The 15413-nt window shown below is 55.9% G+C and carries 17 protein-coding genes; 8 read left to right on the top strand and 9 right to left on the bottom strand.

Annotation, left to right across the window (positions count from 1 at the left end):
• Window positions 1–153 precede the first annotated feature (153 nt).
• A complete protein-coding gene (locus FHW04_RS05185) occupies window positions 154–1122 on the top strand; it encodes a VOC family protein (RefSeq protein ID WP_069728311.1) in 969 nt (322 codons plus the stop codon).
• Window positions 1123–1463: 341 nt separating this feature from the next.
• Here FHW04_RS05185 and FHW04_RS05180 read toward each other — a convergent pair whose 3' ends face one another.
• The 4 genes from FHW04_RS05180 to FHW04_RS05165 all read right to left on the bottom strand — a co-directional run bounded on the left by FHW04_RS05180 (window position 1464) and on the right by FHW04_RS05165 (window position 5384).
• Window positions 1464–1799, bottom strand: a complete 336-nt coding sequence (locus tag FHW04_RS05180; protein ID WP_031376892.1) for a gamma-glutamylcyclotransferase family protein — start codon at window positions 1797–1799, stop codon at window positions 1464–1466.
• Between the two features lie 949 nt (window positions 1800–2748).
• On the bottom strand, window positions 2749–3762 hold the full coding sequence (locus FHW04_RS05175; protein WP_179420068.1) for a hypothetical protein: 1014 nt from the start codon (window positions 3760–3762) through the stop codon (window positions 2749–2751).
• A 24-nt stretch (window positions 3763–3786) separates the two neighbouring features.
• The gene (locus FHW04_RS05170) at window positions 3787–3957 is read right to left on the bottom strand and encodes a hypothetical protein (protein ID WP_158087049.1); all 171 of its coding nucleotides are present in this window, start codon (window positions 3955–3957) and stop codon (window positions 3787–3789) included.
• 407 nt (window positions 3958–4364) lie between these two features.
• Window positions 4365–5384 (bottom strand): alpha/beta hydrolase, encoded by a 1020-nt coding sequence (locus FHW04_RS05165; protein WP_089561558.1) that lies wholly within the window; start codon window positions 5382–5384, stop codon window positions 4365–4367.
• Window positions 5385–5829: 445 nt separating this feature from the next.
• On the opposite strand from FHW04_RS05165, the gene uraH reads away from it, so the two are divergent.
• Window positions 5830–6258, top strand: a complete 429-nt coding sequence (gene uraH / locus FHW04_RS05160) for a hydroxyisourate hydrolase (RefSeq protein WP_031376896.1) — start codon at window positions 5830–5832, stop codon at window positions 6256–6258.
• 41 nt (window positions 6259–6299) lie between these two features.
• On the opposite strand, the gene FHW04_RS05155 is transcribed toward uraH, so the two are convergent.
• Window positions 6300–7211: a LysR family transcriptional regulator gene (locus tag FHW04_RS05155; RefSeq protein WP_089561557.1), complete on the bottom strand. Its 912-nt coding sequence runs from the start codon at window positions 7209–7211 to the stop codon at window positions 6300–6302.
• 153 nt (window positions 7212–7364) lie between these two features.
• On the opposite strand from FHW04_RS05155, the gene FHW04_RS05150 reads away from it, so the two are divergent.
• Window positions 7365–8114, top strand: a complete 750-nt coding sequence (locus tag FHW04_RS05150; RefSeq protein WP_089561556.1) for a glucose 1-dehydrogenase — start codon at window positions 7365–7367, stop codon at window positions 8112–8114.
• A 255-nt stretch (window positions 8115–8369) separates the two neighbouring features.
• Window positions 8370–9473, top strand: a complete 1104-nt coding sequence (locus FHW04_RS05145; protein WP_089561555.1) for an NADH:flavin oxidoreductase/NADH oxidase — start codon at window positions 8370–8372, stop codon at window positions 9471–9473.
• A 43-nt stretch (window positions 9474–9516) separates the two neighbouring features.
• Here the strand turns inward: FHW04_RS05145 and FHW04_RS05140 are convergent, their stop codons facing one another.
• Window positions 9517–10101, bottom strand: coding sequence for an NUDIX domain-containing protein (locus FHW04_RS05140; RefSeq protein ID WP_089561554.1), 585 nt, complete (start codon window positions 10099–10101; stop codon window positions 9517–9519).
• Window positions 10102–10183: 82 nt separating this feature from the next.
• Here FHW04_RS05140 and FHW04_RS05135 point away from each other — a divergent pair, with 82 nt between their 5' ends.
• The gene (locus FHW04_RS05135; protein WP_089561589.1) at window positions 10184–10933 is read left to right on the top strand and encodes a DeoR/GlpR family DNA-binding transcription regulator; all 750 of its coding nucleotides are present in this window, start codon (window positions 10184–10186) and stop codon (window positions 10931–10933) included.
• On the opposite strand, the gene FHW04_RS05130 is transcribed toward FHW04_RS05135, so the two are convergent.
• Together FHW04_RS05130 and FHW04_RS05125 are read right to left on the bottom strand one after the other, a co-directional pair.
• Complete coding sequence (locus FHW04_RS05130; protein ID WP_371316225.1) at window positions 10926–11555, bottom strand: glutamate racemase; 630 nt, start codon at window positions 11553–11555, stop codon at window positions 10926–10928. The two genes, FHW04_RS05135 and FHW04_RS05130, sit on opposite strands and share 8 nt — an antisense overlap.
• 57 nt (window positions 11556–11612) lie before the next feature.
• Window positions 11613–12521: a LysR family transcriptional regulator gene (locus tag FHW04_RS05125; RefSeq protein WP_031376902.1), complete on the bottom strand. Its 909-nt coding sequence runs from the start codon at window positions 12519–12521 to the stop codon at window positions 11613–11615.
• 110 nt (window positions 12522–12631) lie between these two features.
• Between FHW04_RS05125 and FHW04_RS05120 the strand changes: the two genes are divergently transcribed.
• Window positions 12632–14008 (top strand): MFS transporter, encoded by a 1377-nt coding sequence (locus FHW04_RS05120; protein WP_069728306.1) that lies wholly within the window; start codon window positions 12632–12634, stop codon window positions 14006–14008.
• Entirely contained in the window at window positions 14005–14379 is a 375-nt protein-coding gene (locus FHW04_RS05115) for a DUF4440 domain-containing protein (RefSeq protein WP_031376904.1), read from the top strand. The genes FHW04_RS05120 and FHW04_RS05115 overlap by 4 nt, the downstream gene beginning before the upstream one ends.
• Here FHW04_RS05115 and FHW04_RS05110 read toward each other — a convergent pair whose 3' ends face one another.
• Window positions 14380–14772 carry a prolyl endopeptidase gene (locus FHW04_RS05110; protein ID WP_069728305.1) on the bottom strand — a complete coding sequence of 131 codons (393 nt, stop codon included), beginning with the start codon at window positions 14770–14772 and terminating at the stop codon, window positions 14380–14382.
• 95 nt (window positions 14773–14867) lie between these two features.
• On the opposite strand from FHW04_RS05110, the gene FHW04_RS05105 reads away from it, so the two are divergent.
• Window positions 14868–15401 (top strand): GNAT family N-acetyltransferase, encoded by a 534-nt coding sequence (locus FHW04_RS05105; RefSeq protein WP_089561553.1) that lies wholly within the window; start codon window positions 14868–14870, stop codon window positions 15399–15401.
• Window positions 15402–15413 lie beyond the last annotated feature (12 nt).

Genomic DNA, 15413 nt, shown 5'->3' with positions numbered 1-15413 from the left:
ATTTGCTGGCCGCACCGGCTGGTAACGTCATCACAGAAACAAGGAAACTCATCGCTTAGCGGCTAAAACTCCCTGATTTTCAGCCAGAAAGATCGGTAACGTCTGACCCTTAAATAAAAAAATTAGTACGCCTACACCAATAAGGAGGTCTTCATGACCACAGCGCATTCTGAGCCCTGTCATGATATTGCACATCTTGCACATGTTGAGATTTATACCGACAAATTCGAGGAGAGTCTTGCCTTTTTCGTCGACGTTTATGGTCTTACGGTCTCGGCCAGGGACCATGATCACGCGTGGTTACGTGCCTGGGACGATTATGAATTTCACACCTTAAAACTGACGCGTCATACCACCACCGGAGTCGGACATATCGCTTACCGGGCCAGTTCGCAGGCGGCATTGATGCGGCGCGTCGCGGCCATTGAGGCAAGTGGATATGAAGTGATTGGCTGGAGAGAGGACGATCAGGGTCACGGGCGCGCATTCCGTTTTGCCGATCCCTTTGGACATGTGTTTGAGATTTACTACGATACCGTTCGCTATCAGGCTGAAGCCAATGAGCGGCCTTCGTTAAAAAATATGGCTCAACGCTATCACGGACGTGGCGCGTCTCCCCGTCGTCTCGATCACCTTAATCTGCTGGCGGAGGATGTCAGAGAGTTCAAACGCTTCATGGAAGTCTGCCTCGGTTCACGGGTCACCGAGATGATCGCGCTGGATAATGGCCGGATTGGCGGCTGCTGGTTCACCATCAATAACAAAACCTACGATCTGGCCTGCACTGAAGAGCAGGGAGGCGGCAGGGGCCGTTTGCATCACATCACCTATGCCACCGACACCCGGGAAGATATCCTGCGCGCCGCCGATATTTTTCTGGAAAACGGGGTACACATCGAAACCGGCCCGCATAAACACGCGATTCAGGGCACTTTTTTCCTCTATGTCTGGGAGCCGGCCGGCAATCGAGTTGAGCTGGCTAACTCAGGCGCGCGGCTGATTCTGGCACCAGACTGGCAGCCAATTATCTGGACCGAAGCGGAGCGCAAAAAAGGCCAGGCGTGGGGCCTGAAGACGATTGAAACCTTCCACACGCACGGTACGCCACCCGTCGCGAAGTGAAGACCGGCAGTCAGATGACGAAATCGTCAAACCGGTCATCTGGCTGTTGTTAAAGCAGAAAAAAGTCGGATCGATAACGGATATTAGTTACATCATACATTAGTTGTTCCGTTAATTACTCATCAAACATTGTGCCTGTTTGTTTTTGCGAATCAGCATGAGAGGTCGATATAAAGGGGGCTTCGGGGTAACCGATTAATCAAAGCGGCTGGCATTACCGCGCTGCACGCTGGCCCGATACACGATCGGCATCATCCACAGGATCGGCATCAATACCGGCGATAAAAACGCTAAAAGAGCAGGGCGTGCGCAGGGCAAACTGGCCGGGGATGGCTGCGCCGTCAGGCTGATAATGGCGGCTGCAGCTGGTAAATCCAGGCGGTTAACTGCTGATTGTTGCCGGTGTTAACCGTCACTTCAACCCGATCGTAGCCATCTTCAAATTCATCCAGCATCGGCCAGTGCTCGTCGAGCCGATCGGAGATAAACAGATAACCCGGCACCGGTGACGCCTGGTCATCCAGAATGATGCCGGGGAAATCAGCCGCCGCACCCCAGCCACGCGGGTAGAAAATGCCGGTCACCGAACCGGGCAGCCATTCACCGCCAATCTGTTCCAGGATGTGGGCATTCTCACGGCCAGGGCAAAGCGTGCCATAAACAAATAAGCGTTTCATTTTTCCTCATCAGGATCACAGCCGAAGCCGGCAACTTTAACCTGCCTGAAAGCCATTGTCATGTCAGCCGGGCGGATTTCGGCTTTTATCATCGGACGGTAATTCAGCCAGCGATAAAATGACGCGCTGTGATAAATTCTGCGGCCCAGTAGTCATGCGGCAGGCGCAGAATTCACGTAGCGTTGTCAAAATCGCGGGTTGTTTCAGCCGTTTTATCCCGATTGGCCGGTAAAGGAAGCAGACAATCTTCATCGGGCAATGCCAGTGACTTAGCGTGTTTGCAGTAGCAAAGGCCGGTTTAGTAGGCATTAGCTGGCAGGAAGACAGCAACGACAAAGCCCGGTACAGTGCGGTTTATCTGACAGCGCGACAATCAGTAACGACGTCGAGCCGTTTAATAACAATGGTGCAGGAGATTGTTTGCCGCTGCGTCTGGTGTGGCCAACCGAACGTGCCGTTGCAGAAGTACGGTTGCCGCAAAGCATACGGAAGCAAGACGTGATGATCAAAGGATGAGGCCGCAAAGCATGTTGAGCGAGAACGATGTCGCACGGGAAAGTTGTCGCAAAGAGGATTGCAGAATGATCGCTGGAGTTCCGGCGTTCCTGACACAGAGGAAAGCGGTTTATGCCAGCGAACGCAGAAAGAGAATCCGGGGAATGATCTATAGGTTGGTCTGAGAGTAAAGAAGGTATTGAGCCAGTCAGGATCATGGGTCGAACGAGAGTAAACGGCAGAATCAAGCGATGTCCGGCCATCATAATCAGGCGGTTATCCAAAGGCGCATAATGTATATTATGTTAAATAAGGTATTAACACGGCAATATCTGACTCAGCCACAGCGATCATATTATCCCCTTTCCTCTGCCTTCCCGATTTTATCCCTCGTCTATGAGGTCCGCGTCTGTGCGTCGACAGTAAGCCATTTCAACGCTCCCCGTTACGCGTTTCACTTCTTATTGCCACGCATCTCTTTTTGCCGTTGTTGTTCAGCACGGCGCTGCTTATCCCGACCAATTCTGGCTACATTATTTTTCAGAGCGGCGGCTTTGATCGGCAGCTCTTTAGTCCAGAAAGCTTGCGGCACGAAGTAACTTTCTGGCTCAGCTTCAAATACCGCAGCAAGCTGCTCCAGAATTAGATGCAGGCTTATGTTGTGCTCGACCTGAACACGTATATTTGTTTCCTGCATGGATATCCGGAAGAACTCGTCGAGGTAGGCTTTCATCTCACGAAACCTGACTGGACACCTTTCCGCTTCATCAGCGGGATCGGTGACTGCATCAAATTTCTCCAGTAAAAAGTAGACAACAGGAAGCATCATCGCTTTGATACGAGCGACTTCTATTGCCGGATTACGTTTCAAATCGCTAAGATTGCTTAACCTTGCACGGATACAAGCGATCGGATTGATGACCCTGATAAGTTCGTGTGATTCTGCAGATGTGGCGCTATCTTGCTCAATCATAAACCTCTCAGTGTTTAACTGCAGTCTATCGCCGGAAAAGTCTTTGTAGCTGAATCCTGATGGAAAATCGATAACATCCACCGTGTTTGGACGTTCAGGACTATCCGGGTCTGCAAAGAATCGGCCATCAACGTTTTTAATCTGTTGTGTTTTAAGGTCAACCAGGGCAAATCGTGCCAGTGATGGTGGCTGTCCTTGTCCATTCATATTCGGATCCACACCGAGAGCTGCAGCTATTGCAGCGACATCATGGCGTCGGGCGGCGTAATCGACATCTACGGAGGTAACAAGACGGGCATCTGGCAGAGCATCTCTGTAAAGCTCCCGGTAATAAGCAACCCAGTACTGAATGGCTTGTCCGCCCACGGTTATTACGGGATCAGATAAAGTATTAGCCTTATCAATCAATTTCTTATTGAGAATATAGGCTTGTTCAAAAGGCGGGATGACAGGATCAGGTGACATAAAAAAACCATCTGCTGGAAGATGGTTCATTTTGCTTTGCCATATCAGACAGCATCAGGAAAAGCTGACGATATGCTTAGATGAAAGTTTACAGGATTTACTGTAGCGCGATTTCTCGGCAGGTTTATATCCGTCTTCACCCCGGACAATGGCTGCCGCTTTTTCATCATAACGCTTGTGTTGTGCTTCTTTGATTTCAGACGGAGTCATTTTAAGAAACCACATTACCTTTCAGTAAACAATACTACAAATTTATACCCTTTCGTTTGACCATTCCAGTGTTTCGAACGACAAAACTCGTCTGCCGGCTGATTTAGCCTCGGCCAGCCCATGATGCTTAAACAGAGAAGATGACTACACTGACAAACTGCCGATGTAATTTCAAAAATGAAAATCAATTAATCTGATTGAGATTTTATCATTGTAAATCAATAAGTAACCACCCTTTCCTCTCAGCTTCATTTGCTCGCAGAAACCTCCGGGAAACATTATCTCAACAACTTGCGCTGGCCTGAAGTCCACCGGTATAAGGTTAGTATTGCGATGTTAACGGTTGCTGAAGCACTGATGCGGTGAAAATGCCGTATTGGTGAAACACAATTCGGGCGGCATCATGATACCGCCCGGCCTGCTTATTTCAGATGTGACCGCAGCTCTTCACCGGCCTGGCTGATCGCCGTTCTGACCGTTGGTTCCTGGCTTAATGCGTTCAGCAAACCGTAATCATGAATCATGCCGTTATAACGCGTCACGGTAACCGGTACGCCCGCTGCATCCAGCTTACGACCAAACGCTTCACCTTCATCACGTAACACGTCCAGTTCTGCGGTCTGAATCAGCGTCGGTGGCAACCCTTTCAGCTGTGCGGTCGTTGCCCGCAACGGCGACGCCAGGATGTTATTACGATCTTTTTCTGATGTGGTGTAGTTATCCCAGAACCACTTCATCATGTTCTTCGTCAGGAAATGTCCGTCAGCAAACCGATCATAGGACGCGGTATCAAACCGCGCATCGGTAACCGGCCACAGCATCACGTCATAACGAATGGCTGGGGTTTTGAACTGTTTCGCCTGCAAAGCAACCGCAGCCACCATGTTACCGCCAACGCTGTTGCCAACCAGCGCCAGACGTTTACCGTCAACGCCAATTTCAGCGCCGTGTTCGGCAACCCATTTAGTGGCTTCATAAGCCTGAGTAATCGCCACCGGGAAATGCGCTTCTGGCGACGGCTGATAATTGACAAATACCGCAGCCGCGCCGGAAGCATTCACTATGTCACGTACCAGCCGCTCATGGGTCGGAAAATCACCCAGCACCCAGCCGCCGCCGTGAAAAAACATGAACACCGGCAATGTACCGCTGGCGTGCTCAGGCTTAACGATGGTCAGCGTCAGTGGCTGGCCCAGTACAGTAATGGTATTTTGTGAAACCTGTGCCGGCGGCAGTTCTGCGCCCTTCTGCGCGCCAGTCAACACCGCTCGGGCGTCTTTAACCGACAGCTGCTCAATCGGTTTGCCACCGCCGCTGTTCAGCGCTGTCAGAAAAGCGGCAACGCCGGCGGTCGGTTGTGGGCTGTTTTCAGTCGGTGCAGCAAACGCGGTACTCATCTGGCTGGCTAACAATAATGCACTGGCGGTCAGTTTCATTTTCATCACAGGATCCCCATTAATTTGCTATTAAGTAGTGTGCTATCTGGTTGACAAGACAATGACACGCCGAAACTGAATTGTAAACTATCAAATAGTGCGCTATTTAAATGATGCATTCACCCTGTCATGCATTCTTCGCCTTTAACAGCCAACCTTGCGGCTATCTGCATCAATTATCTGCCACTAAGCACCCTTTCTGAGAAGTTTAAAAAAATCAAAACTTAGGTAAATACCCTGCTTTTCTGACTGTTCAGCCATTACAATTCGCACATTATCTGATGACTGTTAGTTGAAAGAGTAACTGTATGATGTAACTAAGTGGAGTTCTGGCTCATGGCTTCTGACGGCTGCGCCTCGGAAATTTCACATTTTCCGCCGCAAATTGTCGCTCTGTCGCCAACCGCTCTACTATTGCTGCAAATAAACCCCGTCAATAAAGGAAACATTGATGAAAACCTCACATGCTTTGATCGCAACTGTACTTCTGGCCACTGGCGTTTCTGCTTCTGCTGTTGCTGCACAACCGGCTGCGGCAAAAAATCCGTTAAGCGTCCACGTCCTCAACCTGCAAACCGGCCAGCCGACCGCCGGTATTGAAGTTGAACTGGATCAGAAACAGCAGGACAACTGGGTGAAGCTGGCTTCAGGCGTGACCGACAATAATGGCCGTATCAGCGCCCTGTTCCCGCAGGATAAAACCGCCAGCGCGGGCAGCTATCGCGTAGTGTTCAAAACCGGTGACTTCTATAAAAAGAACAACCAGAAAACCTTCTTCCCGGAAATCCCGGTTGAGTTCAACATGGAGGCCAGTGGCGAGCATTACCACATTCCGCTGTTGCTGAGCCCGTTCGGTTACTCAACCTATCGCGGTAACTAAGCCTGTTTGTTGAACGCATCCGGCACGCTGACCGTGCCGGATTAACCCTCACCCGCCACCCGCGCCGGAAAACACTCCGCCAGCCAGTCGATAAACACCCGCAACCGATGCGTGACGTGACGATTCTGCGGATAGACCAGATGAAACGGATAGCCCGCTGGCCGCCAGTCGCGCAGTATTTCCACCAGTTCCCCCTGTTGCAGAAGTGCCCCAAGGCTGTAGCTGAAGGTCTGGATAATCCCCAGCCCGGCCAGTCCCGCCGCCAGATGCGCATTACTTTCATTTACGCCAATCCGATGCGCACTCTTGATCTCGATTTTCTCGCCGTTGCGTTCAAAACGCAGTGGAAACGGCCTGCCGCTCTGCGGTGACAGATAGCTGACCAGCCGGTGACCATTGCGCAATTCATCCGGATACGCCGGCACGCCAAAGGCTTTCAGATAGGCAGGCGTGGCGCAGGTAATCAGCGTGGCGTGCCCCATATTACGGGCAATAAGTGAAGAATCGACCAGCGGTCCGCCGCGTATCACACAGTCAACGTTATCGCTGACCAGGTCGATCGGTCGATCGGCCACCCCGAGATCCAGCGTGATGTCGGGATAACGGGCAAAGAAATCAGGCAGCAGCGGGATCAGTACCTCCCGGGCGGTGGAACCGCCGATATCGATGCGTAAATGCCCGCGCGGTTTACTGCGCAGCACGTTAAACGAAGCGTCGATATCGTCGAGATCGTGCAGGATACGCAGCGATTTTTCATAATATTCCCGTCCTTCTGAGGTTACCGTCACCCGCCGGGTGGTGCGCTGGAGCAGCCTGACCGACAGATGGTTTTCCAGCTGCTGGACCAGCTTGCTGAGGGTCGCTTTCGGCATATTCAGCAAGTCAGCCGCACGGGTAAAACTGCCGCTCTCCACCACCCGAGCGAAGGCTTTGATAGCCAGTAACTGATCCATTTTCTCCCCCTTATTATCCATCACCGTGGATAGTTATTTTCATTTTACCCGATTTATCTGCCAATCCTGCCGCTCTACAGTAGCCATCAGTCGGGCAACGTAACGGCCCGGGACACATCGGCTTTATAACCTACCTTATCCGGAGAGCAACAGATGAACCCATCACTGGCAGGAAAGATTGCACTGATCACCGGCGGCACCAGCGGAATTGGTCTGGCGACGGCTATCGAACTGGCATCACAGGGCGCGCAGGTCTTTATCACCGGCCGACGCCAGGCTGAACTGGATGCCGCCGTCGCGGAAATCGGCAGCGCCGCCACCGGCATCCGCGCCGATGCTTCGCAATTGCATGACCTTGATACGGTTTACGCCCGCATCGCCAGTCAGGCTGGACGGCTTGATATTCTGTTCGCCAACGCCGGCGGCGGTGACATGATGCCATTGGGGGCAATCACCGAAGAGCATGTCGATCGCATCTTCAGCACCAACGTGCGTGGCGTGCTGTTTACCGTGCAGAAAGCGTTGCCACTGCTGGTCGATGGCGCATCTATTATTCTGACCGGCTCCACCACCTCGATTCAGGGCACCGCGGCCTTTAGCGTTTACAGCGCCAGCAAAGCCGCCGTGCGTAACTTCGCCCGTTCGTGGGCACTGGATCTGAAAGAGCGTGGCATTCGCGTCAACGTCGTCAGCCCCGGCCCGGTCCGCACGCCTGGCCTTGGCGGGTTGGTGAGTGAAGATCAGCAACAGGGACTGTTTGATGCGCTGGCGGCTCAGATCCCGCTCGGTCGGCTGGGCAAACCCGAAGAGGTTGCCAAAACGGTGGCGTTTCTCGCCTCGGATGCAGCCAGCTTTATCAACGGCACCGAACTGTTTGTTGATGGCGGCATGGCGCAGGTCTGACTTTCATCCCGCGACGGATCAGCAAGAACGGTGCAGTCAGGCCGTTCTCTTTGCGGATAACCGGTGCGGAAAATCATCGCCACACCGGATAGATACACTCAGCGTCTGACTCCCTGGCAAGCCCCTTAAGCGCGGCGGCAATCCGCAGCAACCCTGCCCGCTGTCATAAAATGTCACGTTGCGCTGCCCCCAATCCGCCTAATCCCCCGCTATAGTTATTCCCTGTCACGTTAGTCATAAAACCATGGAGATAACATGAGCCAACTTTTTTCACCTGTCTCACTGGGCGAACTTGCGCTGGAAAACCGCATTGTGATTGCGCCGATGTGCCAGTATTCAGCCGAAGCCGGCAATGCCTCCGCCTGGCACCGAATCCACCTTGGCCAGCTGGCTTTTTCCGGCGCCGGTTTGCTGATTATTGAAGCCACCGCCGTCGAAGATATCGGCCGTATCTCTCCCGGTGATTTAGGGCTGTGGAATGATGACAATGAAGCAGCACTGAAGTCAGTGCTGGAGGATGTCCGTCGCTACTCGTCGATTCCGATTGGCATTCAGCTGGGACACGCCGGACGCAAAGCGTCATGCGCAGTGCCGTGGGAAGGCGGCAAACAGATTGCGCCTGATGCAGCAAAGGGCTGGCAAACCGTGGCACCTTCGGCACTGAGCTACAGCGAAGATGAAGCCAAACCGCTGGCGATGGACGCCGACGCGCTGGCGCGGGTAAAACAGGCGTTTGTCGACAGCGCCCGCCGGGCAGTAAAGCTTGGCATTGAGCTGATTGAGGTGCACGCCGCACACGGCTATCTGCTGCACCAGTTCCTCTCGCCGCTGTCGAACCAGCGCAGCGATGAGTACGGTGGCTCGCTGGAAAACCGGATGCGCTTCCCGCTGGAGGTGTTCCAGGCGGTGCGTGATGCGGTGCCAGCGTCAGTACCGGTTGGCGTGCGCATTTCGGCAACGGATTGGGTTGAGGGTGGCTGGGAAGTGAATCAGTCGATCGCCTTCTCCCGCGAGCTGGAAGCGCGCAACTGTGCCTATATTCACGTCTCCAGCGGTGGTTTGTCTGACAAGCAAAAAATCAGCGTCGGCCCGAATTACCAGGTACCGTTTGCCCGCGATATTCGTGAGCAGGTATCCATTCCGGTGATTGCGGTTGGTCTGATCACCGAGCCACAGCAGGCAGAAGATCTGTTGCAGCAGGGTGAAGCCGATCTGGTGGCACTGGCACGCGGTATTCTCTACGATCCGCGCTGGCCGTGGCACGCAGCGGCCGCGCTGGACGGTAAAGTCCGGGTTCCGCCGCAGTATCTGCGATCAGAACCGCACGACGTCAAAGGCATCCTGACCCGCGACGAATAAGCACACTGGCAGGCCGTCGTGAGGCGGCCTGCCAGCCAGATTGCTAAAGAATGCCCTTCAGCCGCAGATGTTGCAGCAGCATGATGGTTTTCGCATCCATGATGTTACCGTCCGTAATCGCCTGCAGCGCCTGGTCAAAATCCATCTCCAGTACCTCGATATCTTCCCCCTCCTCAGCGATACCGCCGCCCTCACCGTTGCGCTGCTGATCGGCATATTCAGCGATAAAGAAGTAGAGCTTTTCGGTAACCGATCCGGGACTCATAAAGGCTTCAAACACCTTCTCGACCCGCGTGACGCGAAAACCGGTCTCCTCTTCGGCTTCGGCGACGATGCGCGTCTCCGGCGAGGCGTTATCCAGTAGTCCCGCCGCCGCTTCAATCAGGAAGCCGTCGTGCCCGTTAAGGTAGATTGGAAAACGGAACTGGCGCGTCAGCACCACGCTTTTTTTGTCACGGTTATACAGCAGGACCACCGCACCGTTGCCGCGGTCATAGACTTCCCGGCTCTGCTCCTGCCATTGCCCATCACGCCGTAACAGCGAAAAGGTGTATTTCTTCAGGGTGTACCAGTTATCCGACAGCAACTGCTCGCTGATGATGCGCACACGGTCACGGTTCTGCTGCATAGTGATCTCCTCAATGAGTGGACAGCGGTCACGCTATCATGCACAATCGTGCAATATCAAGAAAAAACAGGCAGAAAAACTGATGTTATCAGGACAACGTAAACAGGCGATCCTCGCCCTGCTCGCCAGCGAAAAGCAGGTGCAGTCGCGCGACCTGAGCCAGCGATTTGGTGTCTCAGAGGACTCTGTACGACGGGATTTGCGTGAAATGGCGGCCGAAGGACTGTTGCAGCGGGTCCATGGCGGTGCCCTGCCGGTTTCCGCTGCGCTGGCGGGATTTGAAACACGCAAAAACGTGCAAACCGACTCAAAACGGGCGATTGCGCAGAAAGCCGTTGCGCTGATTCAGCCCGGACAGATCGTTCTGATCGATGGCGGGACCACCAGCGCTGAACTGGTGCGACTGTTGCCCGCGACGCTGGATTTTACCGCAGTAACTCACAGTCCGAGCGTGGCGCTGGCGCTGGCCGAGCATCCGCGCGTCGAGGTGATCCTGATTGGCGGCCAGCTTTATAAACACTCAGTAGTGGCGGTCGGCGCGGCGATGCTGGAATCGATCAACCGCATCAATGCCGATCTGTTTTTCATGGGGGTTACCGGTGTGCATCCGGCCGCAGGCTTTACCACCGGTAATTTTGAAGAGGCTACGGTAAAACGCGCGCTGGCCGGTCGGGCGGCGGAAACCGTGGTTATGGCCTCAGCCGAGAAACTCAATTCCGCTTCAGCCTTTGCGATTGGCGATCTCTCGCTGGCCAGTACGCTGGTGATCGATACGCCGCCGGGCGAGCCGCTGCGTCAGGCACTGACCGCCCACGGCGTCACCCTTATCTGAGAGCGTAACAGGCCTGTAAAGCCAGATGCGGCGCGGTCAGCGGCCGCTGGCTGACAGCAAACTGCTGCGCCACTGGTGTCATCGAGCTTTGCGCCAGTGCCACCTGACCTGCGCCCTGCTGATAAGCCTGCTGCGCCGCTTCTGCAATCAGGGCAAAATAACCCGCACTATCACCGGCTTTAAAGGCTGCCCAGGCGCCCTCCACCAGCCGGACCTCAACCTCGCTCCCTGCCCGGCAAAACAATGATCGGGTCGCTTCCAGCGTCGATTCCGCAGCACAAAGCGCAACCGAGGGTCCCTGATGACGCTGCAGCGCTTCGGCCAGCATTTTATCGCTACGCAGCACCCAGCCATGCTGACCGGCCGCGACAAAATCATCGGCGACCGGTGCCAGGGTTGAGCAGGTAATCACAATCGCATCCATCTGCGGCAGCAAGGCATCAATCAGCCGGGCGATCCGGGCGCGTAATTCCGCCGTCATGCCGCCACTGCGCTCCGCCTCTGCCAGCCAGTCGGGCATCACCAGGTGGTTAAGCGGCGGTGTAGTGGTAGACAGCGAGGCGGCAGCGTCGTCAAAAATGGCGATATTACTGGCCGCAGTATGAAGGCAGAGCAGATTCATGGTTCTCTCCGGGCTGGGTGATGTGAGATGAGTGAGCAGCTAACAGACTTTACCCGTTTAGCTGCCCTGTCCAGCGCTTAAGGCGATCCGCTGACGTAAAAAGTCGATAAAGCCGCGCACCTTTTCCGCAACGTGTCGGGTATCCGGATAGACGGCATAAATGCCCTGCATCGGAAAAGCGTAATCCGGCAGCAGATGACACAGACTGCCGCGTTCAATCGCCTCACTCACCAGCCACGCCGGCAGCAGCGCGACCCCATTACCCTGCAGCGCAAATGCCATCAGTGCCGCCGCGCTGTCCGCTGAAAACCTGACCGGCCGGGTTATCTCAAACGGTACCCGCTGACCGTCCGGACCGCTAAGCTGCCAGCGCAGCGGGTCGGTAAGCCGGTTATGCACAATCCAGTCGGCCTGCGCCAGCGCGCTCAGCGAGTCAACCGGATGGTGGTTCAGCCATTCAGGTGAGGCCACCGGCAGTATCGCAAATCGATCCAGCAGCGCCGCCCGATGAGTGGAATCCGCTAACCGGCCCAACCGGATAGCCACATCAAAACGGCCGGAAATCAGATCGTCGGTCGCGGTCGAAGCGACGTGCCGGATACGCAAATCGGGATGTCGCCGCTGAAAGGCAGTGAGCGCCGGAATAATCATCTGCACCCCATATTCCGGCGTACTGGTGATATGCAGCTCGCCGGTTAATCCACGGTGATCGCGCTGCACGTCGTCAAGCATTCCCTGCGCATCCTGCAACAGCGTTACGCTGCGCCGGTAAAAGGTGTCGCCTGCCGCGGTCAGCGCCAGCCGCCGGGTGGTACGCAGCAGCAGGCTCACGCCCAGTTCTGCTTCAAGCTGCCGCAGGCTGAAACTTACTGCCGCTTTAGTCTGGCCAAGCGAGGCCGCGGCGGCGGTAAAACTGCCGCTCTCCACCACCGCCACAAACATCGCCACCCGCTGTAGATTGAGCATCGGCATCATCCTTATTGTCAAAAAAGCGTTGACAGTATATCGCTGAATCCGGGGTTTATCTGACATTCTGCCGCGCCTAAAGTGTGCTCATCGTTCCGGAGAGCCCACTTATGACCTATCGCAGTAAAGTCGCCACGGTATTCCTGCTCGGCTTTTTTATCGACCTGATCACCCTGTTTATCGGCAGCGTCGCCTATCCGACTATCGGTCACAGCCTGCATGCCTCGGTGGCAGAGCTGGCCTGGGTGAGCAACGGCTATATTCTTGGCCTGACCTTAGTCATCCCTGTTAGCGCCTGGTTAAGCCAGCGTATCGGCGCGCGACGGGTATTTCTGATCTCCTTACTGTTGTTCAGCGTAGCAACCGCTGGCGCAGGACTGGCACCCAGCCTGGCGGCATTGATCGGCTGGCGGGTCGTTCAGGGCATCGGCGGCGGCCTGATTATCCCGGTCGGCCAGGCGCTGACCTGGCGTCTCTATCCGCCACAGCAACGCGCCAGACTGTCAGCGGCGGTGATGCTGGTCGGCCTGTTAGCGCCGGCGTTATCACCCTCGCTGGGCGGCCTGCTGGTGACAACGCTTAGCTGGCGCGGCATCTTCATGGTCAGCCTGCCCGTCTCACTGCTGACGCTGTTACTGGCCGCCTGCTGGATCAAACGCGAGCCACTGCCCGCCATCCGGCCGCCGCTGCATGTGACTGGCCTGCTCAGCGGCTGTGGCGCGCTGGCCGCACTGTTACTGGGATTAACCTGGATCAGCGAGCCGGCCCGACGGCCGCAGGCAGTGGCGCTGCTGCTGACCGGCGGGCTGCTGGCTGCCCTGTTTATCCGAAGTAGCCGTCGCCATGCCCATCCGCTGCTGCCGATGCATCCCGGTCAGCTGATGCGTTTCGCCATGACGGTCTATCAGTGCGTTCCGGGCATGTTTATCGGTATCAGCCTGATCGCCATGTTCTATCTGCAGGCGCAGCTCGGGTTGACGCCGGTGGCGTGCGGCATGCTGATGCTACCGTGGTCACTGGCGTCGGGACTGGCGATCGTGCTGACCGGTAAACGATTCAATCACATCGGCCCGCGCCCGCTGATCGTCACCGGCTGTCTGCTTCAGGCGCTGGGAATAGGCGTACTGGCGCAGGTCACCGCCCCGGTTCCGCTGCCCGGACTGATGCTGGCCTTTGCCCTGATGGGGGCTGGCGGCAGCCTGTGCAGCAGCACCGCTCAGAGCAGCGCATTTCTTGAGACCGACGACGACGCGCTGCCGCACGCCAGCGCCCTGTGGACGGTTAACCGCCAGCTGAGCTTTTGCTTTGGCGTGGCGCTGCTGAGCCTGTTGCTTGATTTGCTCTCCGCCCATCTGGCGTTATCTCTGGCCTACCAGCTGACCTTTTACAGCGCCGCGCTGATCAGCCTGTTGCCAATACTGGCCAGCTTTGGCCTTGATAACCGTGCCATCGTCCGGCGTTTATCCCCCCACAAGGAGTCTGTATGAACCGTTATTTTCGTGAAGTCATCGACGCGCATCAGGCGATTGAAGCCTGGCTGAGTGAAGGCAGCGGCGACGCACTGCTGAGCCGTTTTGATGCTGAATTCTCTATGATTACCCTCGGCGGCACCGCCATTGATTACGCCGCGCTGAGCGCGATGTTCAGCAGCCAGCGCGGCGCCCGGCCAGGCCTGCAGATTACGCTCGATCGGCTGACCTTACTGGCGGAATGGCCGCAGGGCGCGGTGGTGTTATACCGTGAGCATCACCACCAGCCGGGCCAGACGCCCATTGTCCGCTGGTCCAGCGTGCTGTTTACGCTCCAGGGTGAGCGGCTGCTGTGGCGGCACCTGCACGAGACGCGCCAGCCAGAGTAGTCAGGGTTGCCAGGCGGCGTGCTGCAACACCACCCGATAGCCATCGGCATCCAGGAAGGTTACTCCCTGCCGATCCCAGTACGGATTAAAGGCCGGCCGCCGCTGGAATCCTGCCTGATCCATCCGCTGACAGTGGGTCAGCCACTGTTCTCGGGCCGGAATATAGAGCACCAGCAGGTCGTCGTCGGAAACCTGCGGCGTCAGCGGATGCGCATCACAGCGGGTAAATTCCAGATGCCAGTTTAAATCGACCCGACCCAGCATCACGCCGCTGAATCCCTGATGCTGTTCAAACGCGCCAATCGGGCTGAGCGCCAGGCCGTGACAATACATCCTGCTGCTTCGGTTCAGATCGGCCACCGGCCGTGCGATACGCAGTTGTTGAATATTCATCGCTTTCTCTCCTTCGGGTTTACTGTTATTTATCACAGCATCCTGATCTCCCCGTTACGCCGGGTGCGCAACCGCATCCCGCCGAGGCTGATAACATGCTGCACACTGAACGTTTACTGCTACGGCCGGTCCGGCCAGAAGATGAAGCCGACCTGTGGCGAATCTATGGCGATCCGGCCACCAACACCTTTAATCCGGCCGGTCCGTTGCGCGATCGCCAGCAGGCCCATGACGTACTACAGGCATGGCTACAGGGCTGGCAGGATGACGGCTTCGGCCGCTGGGCGATTGCCCGTCAGGCACATCCCGATAAGCCGATTGGTTTTGGCGGCCTGAGCGTGCACCTGCAGGATGAACGGCGGATGAATAATCTCGGATACCGCTTTGAAACCGCCGCCTGGGGCCAGGGATACGCCACGGAATTCGCCTGCTTCACCGTCGGTTATGGCTTTACGGCGCTGGCGTTAAGTACCATTGAAGCGCGGGTCAGAAAACACCATCAGGCGTCGATTAAGGTGCTGGAGAAAGCCGGACTGCGCTATGTCAGTGAGATTCAGGACGTCGCCAATGCTGCACCGAGCCAGCTTTATGCGCTGTCGCGCGCAGCGTGGCTGGCCCGGCCGGAGTGAATCCGCCATTTT

This window comes from Pantoea sp. AN62, assembly GCF_050432985.1.
Taxonomy (GTDB): Bacteria; Pseudomonadota; Gammaproteobacteria; order Enterobacterales; family Enterobacteriaceae; genus Pantoea; species Pantoea brenneri.
This window is presented reverse-complemented; position numbering and strand designations above follow the sequence as displayed.